The sequence below is a fragment of the Neptuniibacter sp. PT8_73 genome (assembly GCF_047778045.1).
Classification (GTDB): domain Bacteria; phylum Pseudomonadota; class Gammaproteobacteria; order Pseudomonadales; family Balneatricaceae; genus Neptuniibacter.
This window is the reverse complement of sequence record NZ_CP180545.1, coordinates 1,633,761-1,656,370: the sequence shown is the minus strand read 5'-3', so window position 1 is coordinate 1,656,370 and position 22,610 is coordinate 1,633,761. Positions and strand designations below refer to the sequence as shown.

Here is a 22,610-nt window from a genome sequence, read left to right as displayed (position 1 = left end):
ACGCTTAAGGTACTCACATTTAAAGTACACTCGTTTAAGGGATAACTGTTAAGTACTCAATACTATTAGCAACACCCCGATGGGCCGGTTTGTACATTGACTCAGCCTGTACAGGCGGTACTAAGTAATGCCCTGGTGTCACAGCTCGACTTAAGAAATAGATAACCTGTTCGCGCTTTTCTGGAATATCAACGGCGGCAACATAACGATCATCTTGAAATGCCTGGTAGGAGATCATTGCCTTCTGAGACACGGTCTCACCATCAATGCGAATATCCTTTAACTTAAGCGCATGCTGTAAGTTCTGATTTTCCAGCTCTACCCCAGCAGGTAGCAAACTCACCAACAAACCATCTGGCACACGTTCTTCACTATAAAGTCTCACACGTGTTAACAGTAGATCACCTGTTTTTAATACCTGATTCTTCTTCAGTAATTGCGCACCACCATCTAAGACACGGAACTGATCGATATCTAAATTGATCCCTTCATTCACATGCTTAGGCATCTGTTTAGGAATACCCGTCCAATGGAAACTTGCATAAGCCGGTTTGTCTTTTGTATTGGTAAACGCAGTAGATGCTAGTTCTGAACTATCTAGATTACGACCTAGCTCGGTCGTAGCTTCCAGCAACGTCTCAATTTCACCTTGAAGTAATTTCCCCTGCCATTCTCCCTCTTTATCCATTTGATTAAGCGCATTCGACAAGTGCAGTAGGGCTGCCTTTTCCTGCGTACTTAACCAACGCTGCTGCTTCAAAAGAGTAAGTAGGTCGGGGATCTGTTGCAAGGCGACTTTGTGTATTGAACGTGCATTAGGCAGTTCCAGAATGGTATAAATCGCCATCGCTTTATCGCGAATGACCGAGCCATAATCCCCTAGATAACCCTCTGCCCTTTCTGTTAATAGAGCCTGTTGCACTAAGGCTGCACCTTCTTGCAGGCTACCGGTTTCAATAATCGCTAATCCTAAGTGCACCCCCGGCAGCACACCACGAGAGTCGTTAAGTTGCTGCTCTGCCAGATCGCGCAATGGCCCTAAGGTGACTTCACCCTGCTTAGCCAAAACATAAGCAGCATAAGCTTTGTAGGATATTTCATAATGGGAAGGGATATCGGACCAAGTTCTAACCGAAATCGCTTTGCGGTTATGTACGTAAGAGCGTAGACGACCTACAGAATTAGTCAGCATGGCATTAGGTACAGCAAAACCTGAACGATCTAAATGCAGCAAGAAGTCCGTCGCATAAGCAGTTAACCAATGCTCTTCTGGCGAGAATTTATCCCATAAGCCAAAACCACCATTACCTAATTGCAGCTCGCTGTATCGACTGATCGCAGCATTAATACCATTTTCAAATTGAGGATTAGTGACAGAACGCGCGTAAGCCGGAGCTTTATCACCCGCCAATAACAACGCTAAAGGTTGCGATTTACTGGTAGTTTGCTCTAAACAACCGTACGGGTAACTCATCAAACTTTTAAAATGTTGCTGAGCATTCAGATCTGGCGTATTCGCCACACGCAATTGCGATTGTAGCTTGGTGAGATCTTGAATAGCTCCGGCAGGAAATTGAATGCTTTCCCCTTCTGCCAATACACGCATAGTTGAGTCGTAAACCGCCGGATACGCTGAACGTACGCCCAGCACCCATTCACGGTGTAACTGAACATCACCGAACGTAATCTCGGCAATGATTAACCCTTCACCCAACTCAACTGCATCGGCAACCAAAGGCAATACCTGTTTCTCGCCTTTATCCAATGACAGCTCAAAGCTATCTTGCCTTATACTTACAGCCCCCTGATGAGTTAACTTCACAGATACATTTTGAGCATCATCAGACACATTGGCTAAATCTAACACCAAGGTAGTTTGATCACCGACAGCTAAGAATCGAGGCATGGATAACTGAGCTACAACGGGTGAAGCAACTTTGGTTGTTTCACTCTCTAAACCAAAGTTATTGTCAGACATCGCTAACGCAGTTAACGTCAGCTCGCCATCAAATGCAGGCAGATCAAGTTCAACCATCGCTTCTCCATTTTCTAAAGAGATTGGAGAGTGGTATAGGCTCAAAATTTGCACTTCAGTCGGAGGCACTTCACCACCACGCTCTAGCTCACCATCACCGCCCCAGCGAATCTGAGCGTCCTTATACATATGAGGCTCAACTAAATCATTGTACATATCGCTGATTTTCGGGTTGTAAGCACGACGACCGTAGAAAAAATTAAAAGGATCGGCTTGCTTATAGCCCGTTACACTTAACACACCGCTATCGACTGCTGTTAGGCTGATATAGTAATCACCTTCGACAGGCTTACCTGCTTTGTCAGTGACTTTAAGGGTTAAGTTAGCTTTGGTTTCTGGAAGTAGTGATTCAGCAACTTCAATAGTTACAGCGAGTTCACGATCAGCACGATCCAAAGGCAGATGCGCAATACCGACACTACGCTTACTTACTTTATCTTTATGCTCTGTTGGCGCTACGACAAAGGCACTGATATAAACATCGTGACGATTTAGATCTGCAGGTAGAGGAATCTCCACCTCAGCTTCACGATTCTTTAACAAAACTTCTTGGGAATGCAGAACCTGATCGGTTTCAAGAAGTACCACCGCTTTACCCTCGGTTGGCGAAGCCAGTTTTACTTTAACGCGGTCTCCCGCTTCATATGACTCTTTGTCTAAAGCCAAAGTCACCAGATCGGGGCGGATACGATCCGAAGCTGTTTGCCAGCTGTAATACCAAGGCTCACCCGCTTGGAAGGTATAGACAGTTTTACTCTTACCAGTAATATCATCTAGTTCTAAACGGTATGGGCCCCATTCGACTGGCATAGACAATTGCTGAGGTTGACCGGAAGCTAACTGAATAAAGTCAGTCGCTACAGGGTATTCATTTTTCTCGATTTGATAGTGCCAACCGCGCTCAGGGGTATGACTCCAGAAATACTTCTCTTCCAATCGATAGAGCGTAGCCCTGATCTCTCCAGAGCTCAGTAGTTGCCCCTGCTTATCAGCTCTAATTAATTCAAAATTAACCTTCTCATCTTTTCCAGATTGGTCATTTTCGAAAGAAGGCTTCACACCGACAAAACTATCTTTAGGCCAGAAAAGTGCTGAGCGAGAACGGTTAATAGCGCGGCCACCGCTTTCGAACAAGCTATAACGCACATTAATACGAGCCGGGCTTTCAAAAGATTGTGGATTATATTGAGATAGATTGAATTCAGTTGAGGTTTCACCTGCATCATTCAGATTTACAGACGGTAGACTAAACTGCTGCCAATCAACTGTAGAAGGAACGCCAAACTTAAAACCTTTTAGGTTTTCAAACGGTTCCGCCCACGCATTTAATGTCACCTGTGTATCAAGACGGTTTCCAGCAGCAACAGCACCGTACAGGTACTCCCCTTTTACAGGTATTTTGATTTTATCGTTCAGATCAAAACTTAGCGGTGATGCTGCTTGATCAAATACCAGACGAAGGCGCTCTGGTAAAAAGGCCTCTACTTTGAAATCAAAATAAGCCGCATTTTTCTTACTTGCTGGGCTAAATACTTTAGCCTGCCAACCGCCTAAGATCGCATTACTTGGAAGATCATATCGGAACTCATAGTAACCTGGCTTTGAAGGCTCAATTCGCCAAGTGCCAGCTGAATCTGCATCGGGTTTAATTAACTCTATTTTTAAAGGCCCTGAAAGTAAGTTGCCGTCTCGATCACGCATAAGTGAACCAAAGACCAGCTCCTCACCGGGACGGTAGATATCACGAGGAGCGAAGGTAAAGATTTCCACCTCTTTAGTCGGCCTACCGTGAACAGGATAATCGGACAGATCTAGAGAAGGTGCGTGGTATTTGAGAACGCTCACCTGTTGATTATGTTGCGCTAGAATCAAGCGAGGGCTCTTTCGTTGCCACTTATTATTAACTTGCCAGCTACCTTGCTCGTCCGTTTCACCCGTAGCGATCACTTTGCTATTACGATCAAGAATATTAAGGGTTACACCTTCAAGCAGATCCCCGGTTGCAGCATTTTGGGCGATATAGGTAGTACTCTTACCATAATCTCTGGCTTGTAAACCAATAGCAGAGACACTAAACCAGGTTGCTTGATAACTAAACCCACCGGGCTCTCGAACCGTCGCTAAATAAACACCGCCTTGATCAATACTAGGGACTGAGGCAACGGCAAATCCGGCTCTATTACGCTTATTTCTATCTTCTCCAATCTGAATACGTGCTGTGTAAACGTGATCGACTGAACGTGCTAACGCGTCTTCGTCGAAATACCATCGATCGCCACTTTTAAGTGATTGGTATTCATCAAAAAATTGAACGCTACTTTCCGGCTTTACCCGATAAATATTGATCTCTGCTTCCGGCACATTGACTGCAATCAAAGGTAAGGATTCCACCTTACCTGGAATCATTACAGCACCATCCGTTTCGAACGCGACTAGTTTAGGTAAATCTCTAGCCTGTAACGATTTAGTTACACCTGTTTCAAGCACTGCCCCTGTGGCACTTTTTAGACCTTGTTTAATTTGAATATCATATTTTTGAAGCGGCTCTGGACCAATAAATCGAAGAGAGCGGCCATCTTTACTTAGCACCGGCGTACCCAGATCTGGTGAAATCACCACATGTCGTTCAAACTTTTGATCCGGATCTAAAGGAGAATTAAACAGGAGTGTTAGCGCATTTACATCACCATATTCACGTTCTGATATATCGAGAACACCTAAGGCTTCTGCAACGGCGCTTTGGACCTTATCACTTGCCTCATTCTGTTTAGCAGTATTAGCAACCTCCTTATTATCATCACATCCCGCTATCAGCGCGCAGGTAACCAGTACAGACCCCAGCAATTTAGAACGTGACATTCAGTACTCCTTTACATTTTGTAGGGCAGATTTGAGCTTTTTATCTAAGCTTCGAAGACTATTTGATAGTACATCAAGTTACACGACTTTTGTCCTGCTTTTCATACTTGCAAAAGATTACCTTTAAAGCGAGACTCATGCCTGATTATTGAGGGGTACAAGCGTGGACAAATCAGATTCTATTTATCACTGGGACAAAGATTTCTTTGAGAAAAAACTATCACTACTGACAAACTGCCAATTAGGTTTTGTTGGCGCTGCGCTCATGTTGATGATGATGAACCTTTCCAAGATCTATCTACTCGCACCACTCGGTATAGGTTTGATCCTAGCTAGTTGGTACAAACACCACCTAGAACAAACCAAAGATCAGATGAAAAATATGTCTGTAGAGATTGCACCTAAATCAATCTTGTTAAAGGTGCCTTCTGAAGAGACAGAAACTCGCATTACATTTCGCGAGATCGAAGAGATTAACCAACACAAAGAAAACATGGTGCAGATCATCACGCTTTACCTTAAAACTGATGAAGATAAAGTGATGATCAAAGCACTTAAAGACAGCGATAGGTTTATTGCGACTTTGAAAGCGCAAATGACTGATCAACTTTCAAATCAATAAGACGATAGAAATAACCTTGCAGAGATCTCTGCAAGGTCATTCTTAAAGTTTAGGAATAGTAATTAGAAATATTACCTAGGAGCAGATAGATGAGACTGGCGTTGGCGGAGCCTGCACAATTTCCCAACTCATATCTGATTGATCCTTAATGCCTAACAGTTCATCAAGTGATGATCGGCACGTTCGCCAGTAATTTCTCACACTGACAGGATCTTCTGAAACGTAATAGCGCATCATTAAGCCTGCTTGAATTGTGGCAATCATCTGAATCGTATTCTGCAATGATGCTGTAGACGTACCTACACTGAGTTTTTGAAGAAGCTGCAACCGTTGCAGAGAGATATCATCCTGCAATTGACGCAATAACACTTGTATCTGCTGATTATAAGCGGCAGATGAAACATATCCGAACAATGCTCGTGCCGTCTCATCCTGACTAATCAAGCAATCAAAGAACTCTGTTTCTATTCGATCTAGAAACTCTTCTTTAGTTTGTGGAGCTGGGTAGCCTTGCAATGTTAGGAGCAACTTACTGGAAAGTAATTGGAGCACCTCAAGTTCAACTTCCGTCATCGTACGAAAGTGATGATAGAGCCCCCCTTTGCTAACCCCTGCCTCTGCAATTAACCTGCCCGCCGTCAGCGCTTGTAATCCATCTTGACTGATGATGCGAGTTGCAGCATTAAGAATCAAACTCCTAGTTAGATCGGCGTTTCCATTTGGGCACATTACTCTGACCTTTTTTGCTTGGAACACATGAGGCAAAAAGTCTGATCTAAACCAGCTTTTTTCACCTCTCTCTTCCTATGCTACGCCTCTGATTATACAAACAACATCAAAACATAAGAATTTACTGATTTAGATCAAGCTGCATTAGCATATCAACATAGCTGTATAACTGATAATTCAATGACAAAAAATAACACAACTTTAATATTCAGTAATTTCCCAAAAAATCTTAACCCACCCTAGCTGTAGAGACACTTAACCCTGCAAATAAAGGTAATAAATAATCATTACTTATCAGATAGTTATAACTAAACACGTCGTAATTCTCCTATTACATTCTGAGACTGATGATCTTTATTTCAATTGGGATTAGAGCACTAGAAGATAAACCTTTGCTGTAACAAAATCATTCAGTAGACTGACCAAAAAGTTCTTGTTCTCAAATTTAAAAATCTACAACCTGAACAAAATTCAAACAAAAAGGCCATTTTAAACGCATAAAAAACAACCAGTTGTCGAAACTGAAGGTTACTTTAGGATCGAACACTCAAAAACCTTCGGTTTTAATAAGATAAAGCTGCATTCACCACTTTTCTGTTAGGGTTATCTCTGTCATGATCTAAACTTTAGGTAACTATCTATCCCTTAGCGACTCCCGCTAAGTTACCCGTGAATGGATTAGGATATGGAATTAAGTAGTATATATGTCACTGTAATAGAACCCTCTAAGGTTCAGCGCCACATTATCATCGGCCACCTAAACAGTTTCGGCATAAACAATATCGAGGAATTCTCCGAAGCTAAACCGGCCCTTGAACACATGCTATCTTCCCCACCCGATTTAGTTTTATCCTCCATGCATTTACCAGATATGACTGGAACAGACCTAGTAACCCAGATGCGTGGATTAGGTGCTTTAGAACACATCACTTTTCTTTTAATCTCCTCTGAAACCCACTACCGCTATCTTGAGCCTATTCGCCAAGCAGGAGCAATTGGTATCCTGCCAAAACCGTTTAGCCGTGAAGAGATGGACATGGCTCTCAGAAGCACGCTTGATTACATCACTGATTTTGAAACTGACAGTGACCGTGAAGAATATGATGCGCTTAGAGTATTGATTGTTGATGACAGCAAAATGTCTCGAAATTACATCAAGCAAATGCTGGACTCTCTTTCTATTCAGTCAGTTGATACCGCAAAAGATGGCTCTGAGGCCCTGGAGTTTATCGCTAACGGCAGTCGTTATGATTTGATCATCACTGATTACAACATGCCAAATGTCGACGGAAAAGAGCTTGTAGAGCATATTAGAAGCCATAGTGAGCAGCCCACCGTCCCAATCTTGATGGTAACTAGCGAGCAAAACGAAAGCCGCTTAGCCGCAGTGCAAAGCGCAGGCGTTTCTGCCATCTGTAGCAAGCCGTTATCTTACGACACTGTTAAACAGCTTGTAGAGCAACTGGTAACTGATTACGACATGTAATCGAACAAGCAGACATAAAAAAACGCGGTTAATACCGCGTTTTTTTTATGTCTCTAATAACTTAGCTTTTATCTTCCAGTAGGTTTTCTGGCGCAAAGCCCATGATCAAACCACCCCAATGCTGGCCGTTGATATACAGAGGGATCGATAGGTCATTCAGGATCTCCCCAGTATCACGAATATAAGTCTGCAATAAGAATGGCGCGGTAGAAGATGCGCGACGAATTTCAGCACGGTTACCGGCAAAAATTCGACGGTTACGGCTCTTCAAATTATCCACCTCAAAGTTACCCGTCATACGCTCAGATACTTTTGTATGGTGAGCTGCAGCGTAACCATTACGGTCTACTGCGATGGCATAGATAAACTCAGAGCGCTGCGAGATAAAGCTATCAAACAGCGGGCGCATCATTGCTTCATATTGATCAGCATAGCTGGTGTCATATTTCTCAGGCAACTGACCATCGTTCGTACGCACGTAGTTGGTATCGAACATATTACAGCCGCGATTACTTAACTCTTCTAACGCATCCTGAACTTGCTGACTCCACTGACGTCCCGCTTGGATCATTCCCTCAAAACCACCGTAACCGATGATAAAGCGAGAAAGCAGCTCCTGTGTTTCCTCTGTAGAATGTTCTAGTTCTTCAGAGAAGCGACGTGATTGTTCGATCTCGCCATGCATTGATGTAGAGATATTGGTAATTTCAGATACATGGTTGTGCGATTCACGGTTTGTATAAGCCAGCTCGTCTATAGCAGCACTGATACTACTTAATTGGCTGTTTAACTCTTCAAAGTCACTTACAAGTCCGTGGAACTGATCATTCGTGCTACCGATAAACTCTTCTGTCGAACCAACATACTCTAGAATCGTCGAAGCACTATTTCGAGTACTACCGACCAACGAAGACATCTGACTGATATTCTGATCAATCTCACTAGTTGCTGTACTTACTTTCTGAGAAAGGTTACGCACTTCGTCGGCTACAACCGAGAAACCACGACCGGCTTCACCAGCACGAGCCGCCTCAATGGAAGCGTTAAGTGCTAACAGGTTAGTTTGATCGGAGAAATCCTTAACCATACCAAGGATCTCAGTAATATTGCGGGAGTTGATCTCAAGCTGATGTACAGTATCTTGGAAATCAGTCACCTGCACTCGAATCGCTTCAACCTGATTTTGTACACGACCTAGTTCACTACTTGAGGTGCGAATCTCTTCAAGGTTGCGCGTGTTGCGCTCGGAGATTTCGAGCGTACTACCTGCAATATTATCAATTGCTTGGGTCGCTTCTTGGGAAGATTGAAATACCTTCTGAGCTTGTTCTTCTTGTTTAGTAGCAGAGCCTTGCGCTTCGATAAGTACCTTTTGTAGACGAGTAGAACTTAGTGCAACACTCACACTGCGACGACGGCTTTCAGCAATCATTGCTTTCAAACTGGATGAGAAACCATTGTAGCTTTCCGCCATTTCTGAGATCTCGTCATAAGTGTATTCAGGCAACGTAGCGGAGATATCACCATCTTTATCCTTGATAGCCTTCAATATCTCAGTCATTTCATTAATTGGGCGCAGGAATAGATGACGCATAAAGAATATGGTGCCAATACCTGTAATAAGAGCGAACCCTACCGTTAGCGCACCGTAAAAGCTAAAAGAATCCAGATGGGACTGAATAAGCTCTACAGGTACAGCAGCAGCTTCAACTCCAGAGAGGCCTTGCTCAAGCTTCTCAAAGTGGTAGTAACCAATGACCACTAAAACTATATGGGGTAAAAGTAGGAACAGGACGTTACCTAAGATCTTCTTAGTCAACGTATTGAATATAGATTTCTCGATACTCTTGTATAGGCTCATTTTCGCTCTCATTATTTTTATAGCTGCCTGCGCCATCTCAATTGGCAATATAGTGCTAAAACTCCTTTTCCAAACAGCATAGCCTATTTAACTTACTATGCATGACTTGTTAACACTATGAAATCACTTCAAAAATAACACAACCAATCAGCAATTCAAACAAACAGTCACCAAAGAACCCAAGCATTTTTTGATTGAAGATAAGAACGCTTTTCTTTCCAATCCGGACAGTACTTTTCAACTAGCGCCCAAAATCTAGGACTGTGATTTAAATAAGTCAGGTGTGATAACTCATGAATAACCACATAATCTATAATATTTTTATCAGCAAATACTAGTCGCCAGTTAAATGTAATTTCCCCTCGCGCAGAACAGCTGCCCCAACGACGCTTAAAACTCTTATATTTCAATGAATTATATTGAACACCTTTTATATCAGCCCAATACCTAACTCGCTCAGATATGATCTGCTCTGCCTGCTCTTTAAGCCACTTTTTTAAATAGGCTTCTACGCGTTCAGAATCTATTTTTTTGTTTGAACGACGCTTACCCATAACAACTATTAGCGCATCACCTTCAAATTGAACATCCCATCGCGCCCCATTGCACCAATCTAGAACATATTCTTTCCCTAAAAATGGAAATACAGCACCTTTTTCTGTTTTCAAACAAAACATCTCGAGGTTTTGTGCCATAAGCGTCTGTTGGCGAGCTATCCAATCCTGTTTCTTAGCAACCCAATCACGTACCCATTGATCTGTTACCCATACCGGAACACGAACAGATACGCCCTTTTCATCCACCTGAATAGCCGCTGTTTTCCTTCGCGCACTTCTAATTATTCTGTACTGCTCTATAGTTTCATTCATTAGGGGTTAACTGTTTGTTTAAGACAACGAATCATAGCGCGATAGCTTATGGGGATTTAAAATTGGATCAACTGCTTGATCAAATCAGAAGCTGCAATATCTGTGAAAAAGAGCTCCCGTTAGGGCCACGGCCTGTAGTTCAAGCATCTGCAAAGTCAAAGCTCCTGATTATCGGTCAAGCCCCAGGCAGTCGAGTTCATAAATCAGGCATACCTTGGGACGACCCAAGCGGCGATAGATTACGAGAATGGCTAAGATTAGACAAAGAAACTTTTTACGATGCCAACAAAATTGCAATCGTACCTATGGGTTTTTGCTATCCAGGTAAAGGCCGCTCAGGTGACAACCCACCTAGACCAGAATGCGCACCGACTTGGCACGAGCGCCTATTAAATGAGATGCCTTCCATCCAATTAACCCTACTAATCGGACAGTATGCTCAGCGCTATTACCTAAAAGAGGTGAAAGCCTTAGCGGGATACAAGACCCTAACAGAAAGGATAAAAAACGCTGATAAAGCTCCTGACCATTTTTTCCCTTTACCTCACCCGTCACCTAGAAATCAGATCTGGTTGAAGAAAAACCCATGGTTTGAAAAAGAAACACTACCCTTATTACATAGCAGACTAGCCACACACAAATTTTAAATTATCGGAAAGAGATCAAGCATTGATCTATTGACTTTGAAAACTCAGAAACTGTCGGGCCATTTTCTTTAGCTGCATATTTAACACATTCGTATTGCTGTGCAATTAGACGACAAACCGAGGCCAAATCAGGCCGTACATTTGCTAATCTCGCACAGTAATCACCAACCGTCTCACCTGTTGACCTCTGTAAGCCCTTGTACTTTAAACCATTAGATAAACGAGCAATGTTTAAATCAAAAGGATCTTTTGGTGGTGCAGCACTAGACCGAGCCATTAATAGCATTGTGATAGTTATCACTATTGCAAACGGGACGAGTAGGAATAACACTAAACGCCACGCTGTTACTTTGCCTAAGAGATCGCGTAACAGATCTATCTGTCGATGATGATAGTGTAAAACCCAACGATGCCAAGCATAGTTTAGCCCTTCTATTCTCAGCCTTAATTCTGATAAAAAACCATCGCCCTTAATTCCTAAACTTTGCACAGGGCTTTCGTTTAAAAACTCGGGCTCACGGGATAACACTTCACTCGACGCTTCTTCAATACGATCAGGAGAGACCGCCGCAGTTGGATCGATCCTTACCCAGCCTTTTTTAGGAAGCCATGCCTCAACCCAAGCATGGGCATCATACTGTCTTACCAGCAAGTACTTTTCATAAGTGTTCCACTCTCCTCCCTGATAGCCAGTAACAATTCTCGCAGGAATTCCCACAACGCGAAGCATAAAAGCTGTAGCACTTGAGAAATGGCCACAGAAACCACGTTGTGTTTTGACTAAAAAATCATCTATTGTATTCACTCCCAAAGGGGGTGGCGACAGCGTGTACGTAAAACTTTGATTGTAGAACTGAAGTATCCGCTGAATAAACGCCTCTTCATTACCTGTTTCACGCCACCATTGTCGAGCTAACCTCTTAGCTGCGGGATTACCTTTAGGAAGATATAGTTCGCGAGATAAACTCTGAAAACTTCTCTCCTTCCCAATAGATAGAGCTGGCTTCGCCTCCAATGAAAACTGTTTACGTTGTATAATTGGACGACGCGCCTCTAACACCCTTCCTGCACTAAACTCTAATTCTTTTGGCAAATTGCTCACATAATCTAATGCGGGAACATATGTCGCCTGAATCGGCTCTAGAATGAGCTCATAACCGATTTTTGCATCAGAACGCTTAGACGCAGTCGTTTTATCTCTATTTACTAGACTACTTTCCTGGTTGCTCCAGCTACGACCATCAAAGTCATGTAACACAATGGCGCGCCAATATAAGCTTGATTGCGACGGCTTTATACCGTCGAATGTCGCCCTGAAGGCCACCTCGGCGGAACGCGTTAATCGCGTGATATCACCTGGAGCCATTGTGTCAGATAGTCCAGACTTAGCAGCGCTTTTATCAAAACTGATCTGCCACAATGGATCAATTCGCGGCATACCCATAAATAAAACAATCATTAATGGGAATACTGGAATAAACATCAAACTGGTACGCTTAAACGGCTGAAAGAGAGGGACAGCGCGGTGAATGTGTATAGCCTGCAAAGCCGTACTTATTACTAACAAACAGAAGAAGGTGTAAATGGCCATCCAGATAGTTTGCGTGAATAGAAAAATGGATGCCGCAATTAAGTATGCCACATAAAGAACGACCAGAGCGTCACGCCGTTTATAGATCTCCAACAATTTAAGCGAGAAGGCGACCACCAATAAAGAGACAGTAGAGCTAATACCCCCTCCCTCTTGATAACTTAGCAGCACAGATACACCTGCGACAAAAACCAAAACAGACTTAAACCATTTAGCCGGAAACGACCAACGACCAATAAAGACCATGACTCGCCAACTTAAAGTGAAGAGCACGATTCCAGGCACCCAAAACGGCAGGTGGCTAACGTGAGGCAGCACAACAACAAATACACTAATCAACTGCCATAGCAGAGCTGTACGGCTGAGTTGTTGGTTATGCATAGCCTGTGTCGCCATTCGCCCCTCCAAATACAGCCAGTACCGTTAAAATTTTTTCTAAATGATCAGGGCCGGATGAAGGTTCGATTCTTTTATTGGGTAGCATCAACCCAAAATCTATTCCTTCATGCTCTAATTGAATTGCCCAATAACAGATAACACTGAGCCTAGGCTCCATTGGAAGATCTGGCCAAGACTCCCAATTCAACCACACCTTACGACTTTGCTGTCCAACATAGCGTTTCACCAACAACCCTCGCCCCTGAGCATATTGTTTCCATGCGATATGCTTAGTTGACTGACCCGGCTGATACTCTTCCAAACCAAAGAAATCATCACCAGCCCTTTTATCTCCAGAATGACTGTCTTGATCGCCGTTATTCAAATCAGGTCGCGGCCCTTTTTGAGGTTTTGGAAACACGACTATATCCAAGTCCAACTCAATCCAACTCCAAGCCCTTAATAAACCAAATGGATAAGTGGTTTCTATCTTTAACGGACCGGGCTTTAAACGCCCTCGTTTCTGGGTAGTCAAATTCAGTGCAACTTCTAGCTCTTGCTCTTTTTCAAGATGAACGGTTTCTTCAGGTTGCTCCTTCCAGTTCAGCTGAATAGTTTCGTAATTTCGATTGTTTTCTGATTCCAGCAGCACTGAAAGGTAAGTTGAATCACCAGCAAAGCAATTTTTACCTCTTAGCGCTGTGATTCGTAAGCCTGATAAATTTAGATAGGTGAAATGTATGGTAAGCACGCCTAAGGCTACCAACAAGTAAGCTACCGCATGAATAAGGTTGTTTTGATAATTAGTTGCGATCAAAAAAAGAAGAATACAAAGAAAGAGAAAGCACCAACCTGAAGCAGTAGGGAGAATATAGATACGTTTTTGATTTAAAAGGATGGAATGACCTTTAGGCCGCCTGGCGCTAACGACCCTCTCAATCCACGCTTGAAACCGGCTACTCAATTGCTCAGCCAACCACATCAACCTCGCTGAGTAATTTTCGAACCAGCGCAGTACCACTCTGATCCAAATAGTCTTCTGACGATCGTAAACGGTGAGCAAACACTGGCCCCAGCAAAGATTGAATATCTTCTGGAACGACATAGTCTCTACCGCTAATGAAAGCCCACGTTTTGGCCGCATTAAGCAGAGCCAAGCTACCTCGCGGCGAGATCCCATACTCAAACTCTGTTGACTCTCGACTGTATTTAACCAGCCTTTGGATATAATCCAAGACACTACCCGATACAGAAACTTGGGCACACTCGTTTCTTATTTGCTCTAGCTCGCTAAGATCAAGTTGCTCCTGTAGATCAGGAATTTTTTTGCGTGCATCACCGCCTAATAACAACTCTCTTTCAGCTTCTAAAGAAGGGTATCCAAGATGAATACGCATCAAGAAGCGGTCTAACTGAGATTCAGGAAGTGGAAATGTTCCATATTGGGAGATGGGATTCTGTGTGGCTATCACAAAAAAAGGTTGCGGAAGTTCATAACTTTGCCCTTCAACCGTAACCTGCCTTTCTTCCATCGCCTCAAGCAAAGCACTTTGGGTTTTTGGCGTTGTACGGTTTATCTCATCTGCTAATAAAAGCTGAGCGAAAACTGGCCCTTTATGGAAAATAAACTGACCGTTAGCAGAATCAAATATAGAAGCCCCTAAAATATCAGCAGGCAACATATCACTCGTGAACTGGATTCTTTGGTAATCCAACCCAAGTACTTTAGCTATAGCATGGGATAATGTAGTTTTGCCCATACCAGGCAGATCTTCAATTAGCAGATGCCCCCCTGTAATCAAACAGGTCAACGCTTGCCTAATCTGAACCTCTTTTCCGTATAAAACTTGACTAACAGCTTCAACAATCTGATCTAGCTTTTCGCGCATGAGCACCTTACTCCATATCCCTGAGATAATACTATGCCAGTTTGGCCTTACTCCTGCACGAGCTTATCCGATCTAAGGCTAAAATTTTAAAGGGATTGAATCTTGATGATAATCTGCAAAATCAGAACGGCAGGCTTCGTCATGCGTCTCAATCTGAACAAGATTGGCCTCATGGATACCCGCTTTTAGGCAAATATCGTAACCCTCTTTGACATTATGACAGGTGACAACTTTACCTTGTTGATCTTTGATCAACTCTTTCTGAAGGTGATCATGATCATCAAATTCCACCTCGATAACCATTGGGCCACAACCAGACTCGATAAAATTAACACCCTTAATTCGTGCTTGCTGCTTTAGCATACCCATCTGCTCTATGTTCATAAAAAGCCTCCAGAACTATGCTTGCGGATTGTTAAAATAGAGTTGAGCAATATACGCATCACCGATGCGTTTAGATTAATAATAGTCAAAGATCAGGTATTACAAAGGCTAAGAGTGCTTAGATAGGCACAAAAAAAACCCGGTAAAAACCGGGCTTTTAAGGTCTATAAAGTGAACATATTAGTCACAGCAAGAGTCATCACTACCACAGCAGCTTCCACCCTCGTGGACATGACCATGGGAAAGCTCTTCTTCAGTCGCTTCACGAACATTTGTTACTTCAACACTGAAAGTAAGTGTTTGACCAGCTAAAGGATGGTTACCATCAAGGACCACACCATCATCTTCGATAGCAATAACAGTTACAGGTTGCTGCCCCCAAGGCGCTTCTGCCATAAACTGCATGCCAACCTGAATATCATCAATGCCTTGAAAATTAGCACGATCAACGTTTTGCACTAATTCTTCACGAACCTCACCATAACCCTCTTCAGGTGTTACAACCACATCCAACTTATCACCAACAGTTTTACCGATTAGCGCTTTTTCCAAACCAGGAACGATATTGTTAGCGCCACAAACAAATGGTAATGGCTCTTGACCCTGAGAAGAGTCCAGAACTTCACCTTCTTCATTTTTAAGGGTGTAGTGGATGAAGCCAACTAGATTTTCAGCAATTTGCATACAGAGAATTCTCTATCAAAAGGGAGACATTTCTTACACTAGAACAGAGTTAGCGCCGTAAAAAATCATCTCCTAGATTAGGATTTGGGAACCTAGCTAAAGGCCCAAGCATAAGTCAAACTTAGTTGAGGTAATCATACCGATTGCAAAAAAATGCTGCTAGTTCTGGTTAGCTGTCCTACACATAAATTTCGTCATCACAAGAAAATAGGAATTTTTCTTAGCTTCAAATCCAAAACCCTGTGCTAATTTGTATCTATTGATAGCCTTATCATGGAGGATCAAGCTAATGGAAAAGGCATGTACGCTATGTTACAGCCTTGTATTGCATCACAAACCGCACTCTGCACTGAAAAAGATTAGTGAATTGAAAGGTAGTGAGTTGTATAAATGCTGTTGTTGTTACGCCTACTTACATAAACATGACAACGAGTGGGAAATTATCAGTGGTGGAGACTTTAGCGGCAAACCTGCTGATCAGGTTGCAGTTGAAAGCCAAAATCAAACTTCAGAGTACGAAAACGAGAACCAAAGCTTTGCCAAACGCATAAGCTATCAACCTTGATTGATAGCTTATGGTTACAAAAGACCTACTTCATACAATATAGCTACAAGCTGCGTTTTATTACGCGCACCAAACACACGCTTAGCTCGAGTAATATGATAAGTAATCCCTTCCTCAGTTAGCGCTAGCTTGTCAGCAATTCGTTTCACCGCCATACCCTCAGCAGTCATCTGAATAATCTGACGACATGTATGCGATAAAAGTTCCTGCTTAAGGAAAGGGTTTTGCTCTTTCTCACATACAACCTGTAGCAATGAGTGATAACGAGCCAAAATAGGTACCAACCACTCCTTAACCGAATCGAAGAACTCTTCGAATTCATGCGTAGGCAAACTGTGAAACAGACCAAAATAATGGAACCAATAATTATCACTAACACCTGTCATTGGTATGTAGACACGAGAAGCAATATTGTTCTGTTTCCAAAACGTCTCTGCATGCGAGCCGACTCCACCCTCTGCATTATTAACAACAAGTGGGGAACGCGCATCTGGCAGCTCTTTCCATAAAGGATCTGCGTGAGCAACATCTCGGTAATAAGCCTTAACTACTGCATCTGGCAGTGAGCCAACAATGTCAAAGCCATTTTCCCAACGCTGCTTCTGATGATCAGACAAACCTTCAATATGCTGACGAGTCAGCACCGAATAAGTAAAGGAAGTAAAACCTAGCTGGCATAGTAACTCATCCAGTTCCTGTAACAGCCGATCCCATGTGCATTCAATAGCTAACACTGTTTTTTCTTGAAGTGCTGGCTGCTGTTTTAGCTGTAGAATCAGGCTTTCCATATCTTGCACTAAAACACTCCGTTGAAAAGTGAGTCCTGTTACCTTGAGGGGAAAAAATTCTTGTGAAAGATAAACACCCAAAAGGTATGACCAAATTACATAAATTCAAACAAAAGGGGCTATGAGAAATAATAACCTATGACTCCTAAAAACATAGATTCCCCAATCCATATGTTAATGATAAGCGTATTCCAAAATGGAAGAAGTACCAAAAAATATAGTATCGAGGGTGTTTTTCACACTTAGGTCAATTTTTCATGGACTAAAGCCGTAGGCTCATTGAATTCTTTGCCTTTCAGCTGATTTAAATTTCTCTAATACTGTACTAAATCAGTCTGATATATCTGATAAAATCAGAACTTTAGTACTACTACAGACCTCTTATCACTTACATTATGCATGGATTAAAGCACTAGTAAGTAAACATATTAAGAGTCTATTTTTGACATATAAGCATATAAAATTCAAACAAAGATTTGTAAAAATGAACAAACCTTAAGCTAAATCAAATTACAGATTTGTTACATCGAATTCTTTTAGGTTTTTAATAAAAAATACGACTTGTTTGATGAATAATTTGTATATTCATCTATAGATACTGAACATTCACTTAATAATATTGCAATCAATTTTCATTAACTTTAAGACTAAAAAGAAAATACTTCTGATCATTTTCTATGCAAAATCGATACAGATATGACTAGGCCATAGCCTAAACACAAGCGAAAAATGGAATGAAGTTAGCCAGAAGGAAGTCTGCTAAAGAGAATAACGAAGCACAATCTAGAACAACTGCGCTTCATTTCCCTCTGAACTGAAATAGATTACGGGCGCAGGCCTAATCGGTAACTACCGTTATCGAAGAATTGAGCAACTTGTTTACGCTTTCGACCTAAAAGTACTGGACCATTATCGAAAAAGAGGAAATTTTTCCAATTCCGACGGAAGACACCCCACTTTGTTTCAATGATGTGATCACTTTGGTAACAAAAATAAACCGTAATATTATCATCCCACTCGGCCAAATGAGTTGCTAGTAGCTCAGGCATCTCGTTTGACTGGGCATCCCATGCACTCTGCCAAAAATCTTTCTCATACCAATTTTTATCTTTAGCCGCCCAATCCCCTTCGCCGAAATGCTCCGGATGTGAACAACCTCTACTTACATGCTCTGACCAGATCTGTTCTGCTCGACTTTCCGTTAGCGGATTAATCTGCGCAAGATCTTCCTCAGAAACAGGCAAGTCCCTGTGGCGAAAGATCCAAGCTTTGGTGTATTTTTCCAACGGAATGTATTTCATTGTTTACTCAAAATTTCCCAAGATTCACAGAAAAAGAAAAAGGGAGCTAACAAGCTCCCTTATTTTAAAAGAAAGCGAGCACGCTGCTACCCTTCACCTTCAACACGGTTACAACCGCTTTGCTTGGCTACAAATAGATTCTCGTTAGCACGTCTCAACATGTTATCAGGATCGTCTTCCAGACCATCTAGCGCTGCAACACCAACACTTACAGTAAATTTAACATCGCCAGCTGCGTAAGGGATTTCCATCTCTTCCATCATTTTACGCACACGATTACCAGCAGCCATACCCTGCTCATGGTTAGTTTCCGGCATAAACATCACAAACTGATCGTCACCGTAACGTGCAAGGAAGTCTGACGTACGTTTCATACCATGGATAGAGGTGACTAACTGTTGTAGAACTTGATCACCACAATCCCAAGAGTATCTGTCATTAAGGTCACTAAAATTATCGACATCAATAACCATTAGACTACAAACCCAGTCATATCGCTGCGCTTGTGCAATTGCTTGTTCCAATACAGGTCTTAATGCACGACGATTGTATGCCCCCGTTAATGGGTCACGCTGAGCCTGATTGGTAACTTGTCTCTCCAACCTACGCTGTGCAGAGATATCACGAAATACAGCGACGACTTCATCGCCCGCAGCTGAACAACGAAGCTCCATCCATTTCGTTTCGCTCAATCCTTGTTCTTTAAGCACTGGTACATGTTCAGGTCTTAATTGGATGTAAGTCTTTATCGATTTTTTCTTCTCAATCGATTTAACCCCAGCGGCAGTTATATTGCCGCTAATATCAGCAGGGAAAATATCTTCGAGCTTACGCCCCATTATCGCATCGGCATCCAACCAACCTGCGTCACCTGCAGAACACGCCATGATCAAACCTGTTGGTTCAAGTACCATCACCACATCCGCTGTTGCTTCCAGAACAGCACCATAGCGAGCTTGAATCTGTTTATCCGACATCCACTACTCTCCACTCAACCAGAGGATAAAAGTTGCATACCAAAAAGATAGCTGTTTGGGACAGGATGAACAACCTGTTTTACAGTTTTTATGCGCAGAAGCTTGATTCAAAAAGGATATTTTTAGCCGCAGTACCGAAATACTGCGACCAAGATTACAAAATATAGTAATCCAGAGGGGGGAAACCGTTAAACTCGATCGAGCTATAACTGGTGGTATAAGCACCGGTAGAGAACCAATAGATATGATCACCGATCTCTAGAGATAGCGGCAACTCATATTTATGCTGCTCATACATGATATCTAGGCTATCACAGGTGGGACCGGCAAGGATCACCTCCTCTTCAGGCCCTGACTTTGAAGTTGAAAGTGGATATTTAATCGCCTCACCCAAAGTTTCAATCAAACCGTTAAACATCCCTACATCGGTATAGACCCAACGCTCTAACGCTGTAGAAGATTTTCGAGAGATCAACACCACTTCTGATACGATGATTCCAGCATCGGCCACCAGTGAGCGGCCAGGTTCAAGGATAATTCTGGGTAGCTCTTCACCAAAGTCTTCTTTTAGAAAGCGCGTAATCTCTTCAGCATAGGTTTCGAATTCATTAGTTTTCTGTAAATAGGTCGCAGGAAAACCACCGCCCATATTAATCATTTGCAAGCGGATGCCATGCTCTTCAACCAAACGCTCAAAGATCACTTTGACCTTGGCAATAGCACCATCCCAAACGTCGATATCTCGCTGTTGAGAACCCACATGGAAGGAAACCCCATAAGGATTCAAACCCAAATCACGCGCAAGCACAGCGAGTTCAATTGCCATTTCTGGGTTACAGCCAAACTTACGTGACAAAGGCCAATCTGCACCTTCTGAGCCATCAGTGAGCACACGGATATAGATATCAGAACCTGGCGCATACTCCGCTATATTGCGCAGATCAGCCTCAGAATCGGTCGCAAACAGGCGTACACCGTGCTCATAGAAGTATTTAATTGCAGAGCACTTCTTAATCGTATTTCCGTAACTAATACGCTCTGGTGCGACATTGAACTGCAGTACTTTATCTAACTCCTGCGGGGAAGCGATATCAAAGCTAGAGCCCTCTTGCGCCAAAAGCTCAATCACCTCATTAGCAGGGTTAGCTTTCACCGCGTAAAACACGTCTGCTTTAGGAAAACCGTTACTCAATTCAGCAAAACGAGTTTCGATAACTGAAAGGTCTAAAGCTAAAAAAGGGGTAGGTTTAGTCTGAGTTAATGCTTCTAATTTATTAGGAACATCGGAACTAAATTGGTTTGGTAAAATCATGCGCAATTGCACCACACAATTGGGTTAGACAAAGTACTCTAGCAGTGCCTAGTACTGTAAAGGCGCGAAGTATAGTCAGTAATAGAATTCCAAGTCCAGCATTAGATTTAGGCTTTAAATTAAGTTCCTTCACCACTTCGAATCACCCGCTCTATTTCCGCAAAGCTTTTAGATTCGTACATCACATCAAAGCCAATTTTCAGGCGCCTTGAGATATCACTTGCCGAGATTATCCCTCTAATTCTCAGGACTCCCGCTGAACTTTCATCAATGACCACTACATGCTGATCTCCAGACCCTTTAAGGGTCAACATAATATCCCCTACCCTTGCATCCTTAAGTTGCTCATAGGTAAGCGCATTCATATTCAATTTACTCAACATAATATGTCTTACTTGAACCTGATCTCGACTAACCCCATCACGCTGCATAAAGGCCATGACTTTTCGACCTGCGGCATCTGACGCAGTGATAATACCTGTAAAATTATCTTGGTTATCCAAGACAAAGAGCAACCGCACGTGCTGACTCTTCATATACTCAAGCGCTTCTTGAATAGGTAAAGACTCAGGAACTGTTACAGGCTTTACTTCAGTAAAGTCGGTGAATACTTCAAAGGCAGGGCTATATAAACTGGCAGGCGTTGCGGTTTTATCAGGCGATAAAATGTAGTCGATATCAGTCGTTGTTTGTAAACGGATGTGCCGAAATTCCTGAAGCATACTGTTCCCTCTCTGGTTTACCTCTGTAATCAGAATAGTACATAGCTTCCGTTTTACCGCCTCTTGAATTGTAAGGCTTCGCTAACCACTAGACGAACACTTTACAGTAGAGAGAACTGGTACTTCTCACGCTTAAGATTTGCAGGTTTAAACCCCTGCTGATCAAAGTAGCTGACCGCTTGATCAATCATGTCCGGGTGACCACACAGGTAAACCATGTCCTTATCTGGATTAGCATTTAAATCTTCATAAACATCAGACACATACCCCGAAAGCTCATTAGATGACAGAGAATCAGCATCTTCACGACTATAGCAGGCAAGAAACTTAGCATTATCTGTCAATTGAGTTAGTTCCAAAAATTCGTCGGCGTAAAGCAACTCATCTCGGTTTCTCACCCCTTGTATGACGACTACTTCTAATTCGGGGTCATCAGAGATACGAGATCGCAACTCAGCTAACATCGATCTAAACGGCGTCACACCCGCACCTGTGGCAATAAAAACCAATCGCTTGGGTGAGGTTTTCGGTAAGATCAGATTTCCAAAAGGCCCATTTATGCCAACAGTGCTACCTAACTCTGCAGCTCTAAAATATTCGCTGGCAGCGCCATCAGGGACCAAAGTAATTACAAAAGTAAGTACTCTATTATCTGCACTTGGCTGATCTGCATTTGCCACACTATAACTTCTCGCCTTTGTCCCCCCTTGATAAGTGAACTCAATTGAAAAGAACTGACCGGGAATAAAGCGGATTGGATTTTCGCCCTGATAGGTTAATTCGATCGAGCGCGATGACAGATAACGTTTTTCGATGAGGGTAAGTTCTACTCTGTTATTACTCAACATATCTAAATCCACTCAATTAAATGTATCAAAGATACATCTAATGACAATCACGGTCAAAATTTG

General features: G+C 42.5%; 19 protein-coding genes. 4 read left to right on the top strand and 15 right to left on the bottom strand.

Going from position 1 to position 22,610, the window contains the following annotated elements; all coding sequences use genetic code 11:
- Nucleotides 1–34: 34 nt before the first annotated feature.
- A complete protein-coding gene (locus ACMXYN_RS07390; protein WP_415894185.1) occupies nt 35–4,894 on the bottom strand; it encodes an alpha-2-macroglobulin family protein in 4,860 nt (1,619 codons plus the stop codon).
- A 163-nt stretch (nt 4,895–5,057) separates the two neighbouring features.
- Here ACMXYN_RS07390 and ACMXYN_RS07385 point away from each other — a divergent pair, with 163 nt between their 5' ends.
- Nucleotides 5,058–5,516 carry a hypothetical protein gene (locus ACMXYN_RS07385; RefSeq protein WP_415894184.1) on the top strand — a complete coding sequence of 153 codons (459 nt, stop codon included), beginning with the start codon at nt 5,058–5,060 and terminating at the stop codon, nt 5,514–5,516.
- Nucleotides 5,517–5,591: 75 nt separating this feature from the next.
- Here ACMXYN_RS07385 and ACMXYN_RS07380 read toward each other — a convergent pair whose 3' ends face one another.
- Nucleotides 5,592–6,245: a TetR/AcrR family transcriptional regulator gene (locus ACMXYN_RS07380; RefSeq protein WP_415894183.1), complete on the bottom strand. Its 654-nt coding sequence runs from the start codon at nt 6,243–6,245 to the stop codon at nt 5,592–5,594.
- Between the two features lie 685 nt (nt 6,246–6,930).
- Between ACMXYN_RS07380 and ACMXYN_RS07375 the strand changes: the two genes are divergently transcribed.
- Entirely contained in the window at nt 6,931–7,731 is an 801-nt protein-coding gene (locus ACMXYN_RS07375; protein ID WP_415894182.1) for a response regulator, read from the top strand.
- 61 nt (nt 7,732–7,792) lie between these two features.
- Here ACMXYN_RS07375 and ACMXYN_RS07370 read toward each other — a convergent pair whose 3' ends face one another.
- Together ACMXYN_RS07370 and ACMXYN_RS07365 are read right to left on the bottom strand one after the other, a co-directional pair.
- The gene (locus tag ACMXYN_RS07370; protein ID WP_415894181.1) at nt 7,793–9,592 is read right to left on the bottom strand and encodes a methyl-accepting chemotaxis protein; all 1,800 of its coding nucleotides are present in this window, start codon (nt 9,590–9,592) and stop codon (nt 7,793–7,795) included.
- A gap of 167 nt (nt 9,593–9,759) precedes the next feature.
- Nucleotides 9,760–10,461, bottom strand: a complete 702-nt coding sequence (locus tag ACMXYN_RS07365; RefSeq protein WP_415894180.1) for a M48 family metallopeptidase — start codon at nt 10,459–10,461, stop codon at nt 9,760–9,762.
- 62 nt (nt 10,462–10,523) lie between these two features.
- On the opposite strand from ACMXYN_RS07365, the gene ACMXYN_RS07360 reads away from it, so the two are divergent.
- Complete coding sequence (locus tag ACMXYN_RS07360; RefSeq protein WP_415894179.1) at nt 10,524–11,108, top strand: uracil-DNA glycosylase family protein; 585 nt, start codon at nt 10,524–10,526, stop codon at nt 11,106–11,108.
- 1 nt (nt 11,109) lies between these two features.
- Here ACMXYN_RS07360 and ACMXYN_RS07355 read toward each other — a convergent pair whose 3' ends face one another.
- From ACMXYN_RS07355 to ACMXYN_RS07335, 5 genes are all read right to left on the bottom strand, one after another.
- On the bottom strand, nt 11,110–13,095 hold the full coding sequence (locus ACMXYN_RS07355; RefSeq protein WP_415894178.1) for a transglutaminase TgpA family protein: 1,986 nt from the start codon (nt 13,093–13,095) through the stop codon (nt 11,110–11,112).
- On the bottom strand, nt 13,073–13,828 hold the full coding sequence (locus ACMXYN_RS07350) for a DUF58 domain-containing protein (RefSeq protein ID WP_415894177.1): 756 nt from the start codon (nt 13,826–13,828) through the stop codon (nt 13,073–13,075). Before ACMXYN_RS07350 ends, ACMXYN_RS07355 begins: the two co-directional genes overlap by 23 nt.
- 217 nt (nt 13,829–14,045) lie before the next feature.
- Complete coding sequence (locus ACMXYN_RS07345) at nt 14,046–14,966, bottom strand: AAA family ATPase (RefSeq protein ID WP_415894176.1); 921 nt, start codon at nt 14,964–14,966, stop codon at nt 14,046–14,048.
- 78 nt (nt 14,967–15,044) lie between these two features.
- Nucleotides 15,045–15,350: a hypothetical protein gene (locus tag ACMXYN_RS07340; RefSeq protein ID WP_415894175.1), complete on the bottom strand. Its 306-nt coding sequence runs from the start codon at nt 15,348–15,350 to the stop codon at nt 15,045–15,047.
- Between the two features lie 180 nt (nt 15,351–15,530).
- A complete protein-coding gene (locus tag ACMXYN_RS07335) occupies nt 15,531–16,034 on the bottom strand; it encodes an FKBP-type peptidyl-prolyl cis-trans isomerase (protein ID WP_415894174.1) in 504 nt (167 codons plus the stop codon).
- 289 nt (nt 16,035–16,323) lie between these two features.
- On the opposite strand from ACMXYN_RS07335, the gene ACMXYN_RS07330 reads away from it, so the two are divergent.
- Nucleotides 16,324–16,599 carry a hypothetical protein gene (locus ACMXYN_RS07330; RefSeq protein ID WP_415894173.1) on the top strand — a complete coding sequence of 92 codons (276 nt, stop codon included), beginning with the start codon at nt 16,324–16,326 and terminating at the stop codon, nt 16,597–16,599.
- A 14-nt stretch (nt 16,600–16,613) separates the two neighbouring features.
- Here ACMXYN_RS07330 and ACMXYN_RS07325 read toward each other — a convergent pair whose 3' ends face one another.
- The 6 genes from ACMXYN_RS07325 to ACMXYN_RS07300 all read right to left on the bottom strand — a co-directional run bounded on the left by ACMXYN_RS07325 (nt 16,614) and on the right by ACMXYN_RS07300 (nt 22,547).
- Nucleotides 16,614–17,387: a helix-turn-helix domain-containing protein gene (locus tag ACMXYN_RS07325; RefSeq protein ID WP_415894476.1), complete on the bottom strand. Its 774-nt coding sequence runs from the start codon at nt 17,385–17,387 to the stop codon at nt 16,614–16,616.
- Nucleotides 17,388–18,211: 824 nt separating this feature from the next.
- A complete protein-coding gene (locus ACMXYN_RS07320) occupies nt 18,212–18,688 on the bottom strand; it encodes a DUF2947 domain-containing protein (RefSeq protein WP_415894172.1) in 477 nt (158 codons plus the stop codon).
- An 86-nt stretch (nt 18,689–18,774) separates the two neighbouring features.
- A complete protein-coding gene (locus tag ACMXYN_RS07315; RefSeq protein ID WP_415894171.1) occupies nt 18,775–19,665 on the bottom strand; it encodes a diguanylate cyclase in 891 nt (296 codons plus the stop codon).
- Nucleotides 19,666–19,819: 154 nt separating this feature from the next.
- Nucleotides 19,820–20,977, bottom strand: coding sequence for a type III PLP-dependent enzyme (locus ACMXYN_RS07310; RefSeq protein WP_415894170.1), 1,158 nt, complete (start codon nt 20,975–20,977; stop codon nt 19,820–19,822).
- A gap of 119 nt (nt 20,978–21,096) precedes the next feature.
- Entirely contained in the window at nt 21,097–21,699 is a 603-nt protein-coding gene (locus ACMXYN_RS07305; protein ID WP_415894169.1) for a CBS domain-containing protein, read from the bottom strand.
- A 101-nt stretch (nt 21,700–21,800) separates the two neighbouring features.
- Nucleotides 21,801–22,547, bottom strand: coding sequence for an FAD-binding oxidoreductase (locus tag ACMXYN_RS07300; RefSeq protein WP_415894168.1), 747 nt, complete (start codon nt 22,545–22,547; stop codon nt 21,801–21,803).
- Nucleotides 22,548–22,610 lie beyond the last annotated feature (63 nt).

What these genes read in the sequence shown, in the direction of transcription:
- ACMXYN_RS07320 (WP_415894172.1), bottom strand. Translation starts at nt 18,688, where the DNA reads ATGAAATACATTCCGTTGGAAAAATACACCAAAGCTTGGATCTTTCGC.
- ACMXYN_RS07325 (WP_415894476.1), bottom strand. Translation starts at nt 17,387, where the DNA reads ATGGAAAGCCTGATTCTACAGCTAAAACAGCAGCCAGCACTTCAAGAA.
- ACMXYN_RS07370 (WP_415894181.1), bottom strand. Translation starts at nt 9,592, where the DNA reads ATGAGCCTATACAAGAGTATCGAGAAATCTATATTCAATACGTTGACT.
- ACMXYN_RS07345 (WP_415894176.1), bottom strand. Translation starts at nt 14,966, where the DNA reads ATGCGCGAAAAGCTAGATCAGATTGTTGAAGCTGTTAGTCAAGTTTTA.
- ACMXYN_RS07315 (WP_415894171.1), bottom strand. Translation starts at nt 19,665, where the DNA reads ATGTCGGATAAACAGATTCAAGCTCGCTATGGTGCTGTTCTGGAAGCA.
- ACMXYN_RS07305 (WP_415894169.1), bottom strand. Translation starts at nt 21,699, where the DNA reads ATGCTTCAGGAATTTCGGCACATCCGTTTACAAACAACGACTGATATC.
- ACMXYN_RS07380 (WP_415894183.1), bottom strand. Translation starts at nt 6,245, where the DNA reads ATGTGCCCAAATGGAAACGCCGATCTAACTAGGAGTTTGATTCTTAAT.
- ACMXYN_RS07310 (WP_415894170.1), bottom strand. Translation starts at nt 20,977, where the DNA reads ATGATTTTACCAAACCAATTTAGTTCCGATGTTCCTAATAAATTAGAA.
- ACMXYN_RS07355 (WP_415894178.1), bottom strand. Translation starts at nt 13,095, where the DNA reads ATGGCGACACAGGCTATGCATAACCAACAACTCAGCCGTACAGCTCTG.
- ACMXYN_RS07375 (WP_415894182.1), top strand. Translation starts at nt 6,931, where the DNA reads ATGGAATTAAGTAGTATATATGTCACTGTAATAGAACCCTCTAAGGTT.
- ACMXYN_RS07330 (WP_415894173.1), top strand. Translation starts at nt 16,324, where the DNA reads ATGGAAAAGGCATGTACGCTATGTTACAGCCTTGTATTGCATCACAAA.
- ACMXYN_RS07340 (WP_415894175.1), bottom strand. Translation starts at nt 15,350, where the DNA reads ATGAACATAGAGCAGATGGGTATGCTAAAGCAGCAAGCACGAATTAAG.
- ACMXYN_RS07335 (WP_415894174.1), bottom strand. Translation starts at nt 16,034, where the DNA reads ATGCAAATTGCTGAAAATCTAGTTGGCTTCATCCACTACACCCTTAAA.
- ACMXYN_RS07365 (WP_415894180.1), bottom strand. Translation starts at nt 10,461, where the DNA reads ATGAATGAAACTATAGAGCAGTACAGAATAATTAGAAGTGCGCGAAGG.
- ACMXYN_RS07390 (WP_415894185.1), bottom strand. Translation starts at nt 4,894, where the DNA reads ATGTCACGTTCTAAATTGCTGGGGTCTGTACTGGTTACCTGCGCGCTG.
- ACMXYN_RS07300 (WP_415894168.1), bottom strand. Translation starts at nt 22,547, where the DNA reads ATGTTGAGTAATAACAGAGTAGAACTTACCCTCATCGAAAAACGTTAT.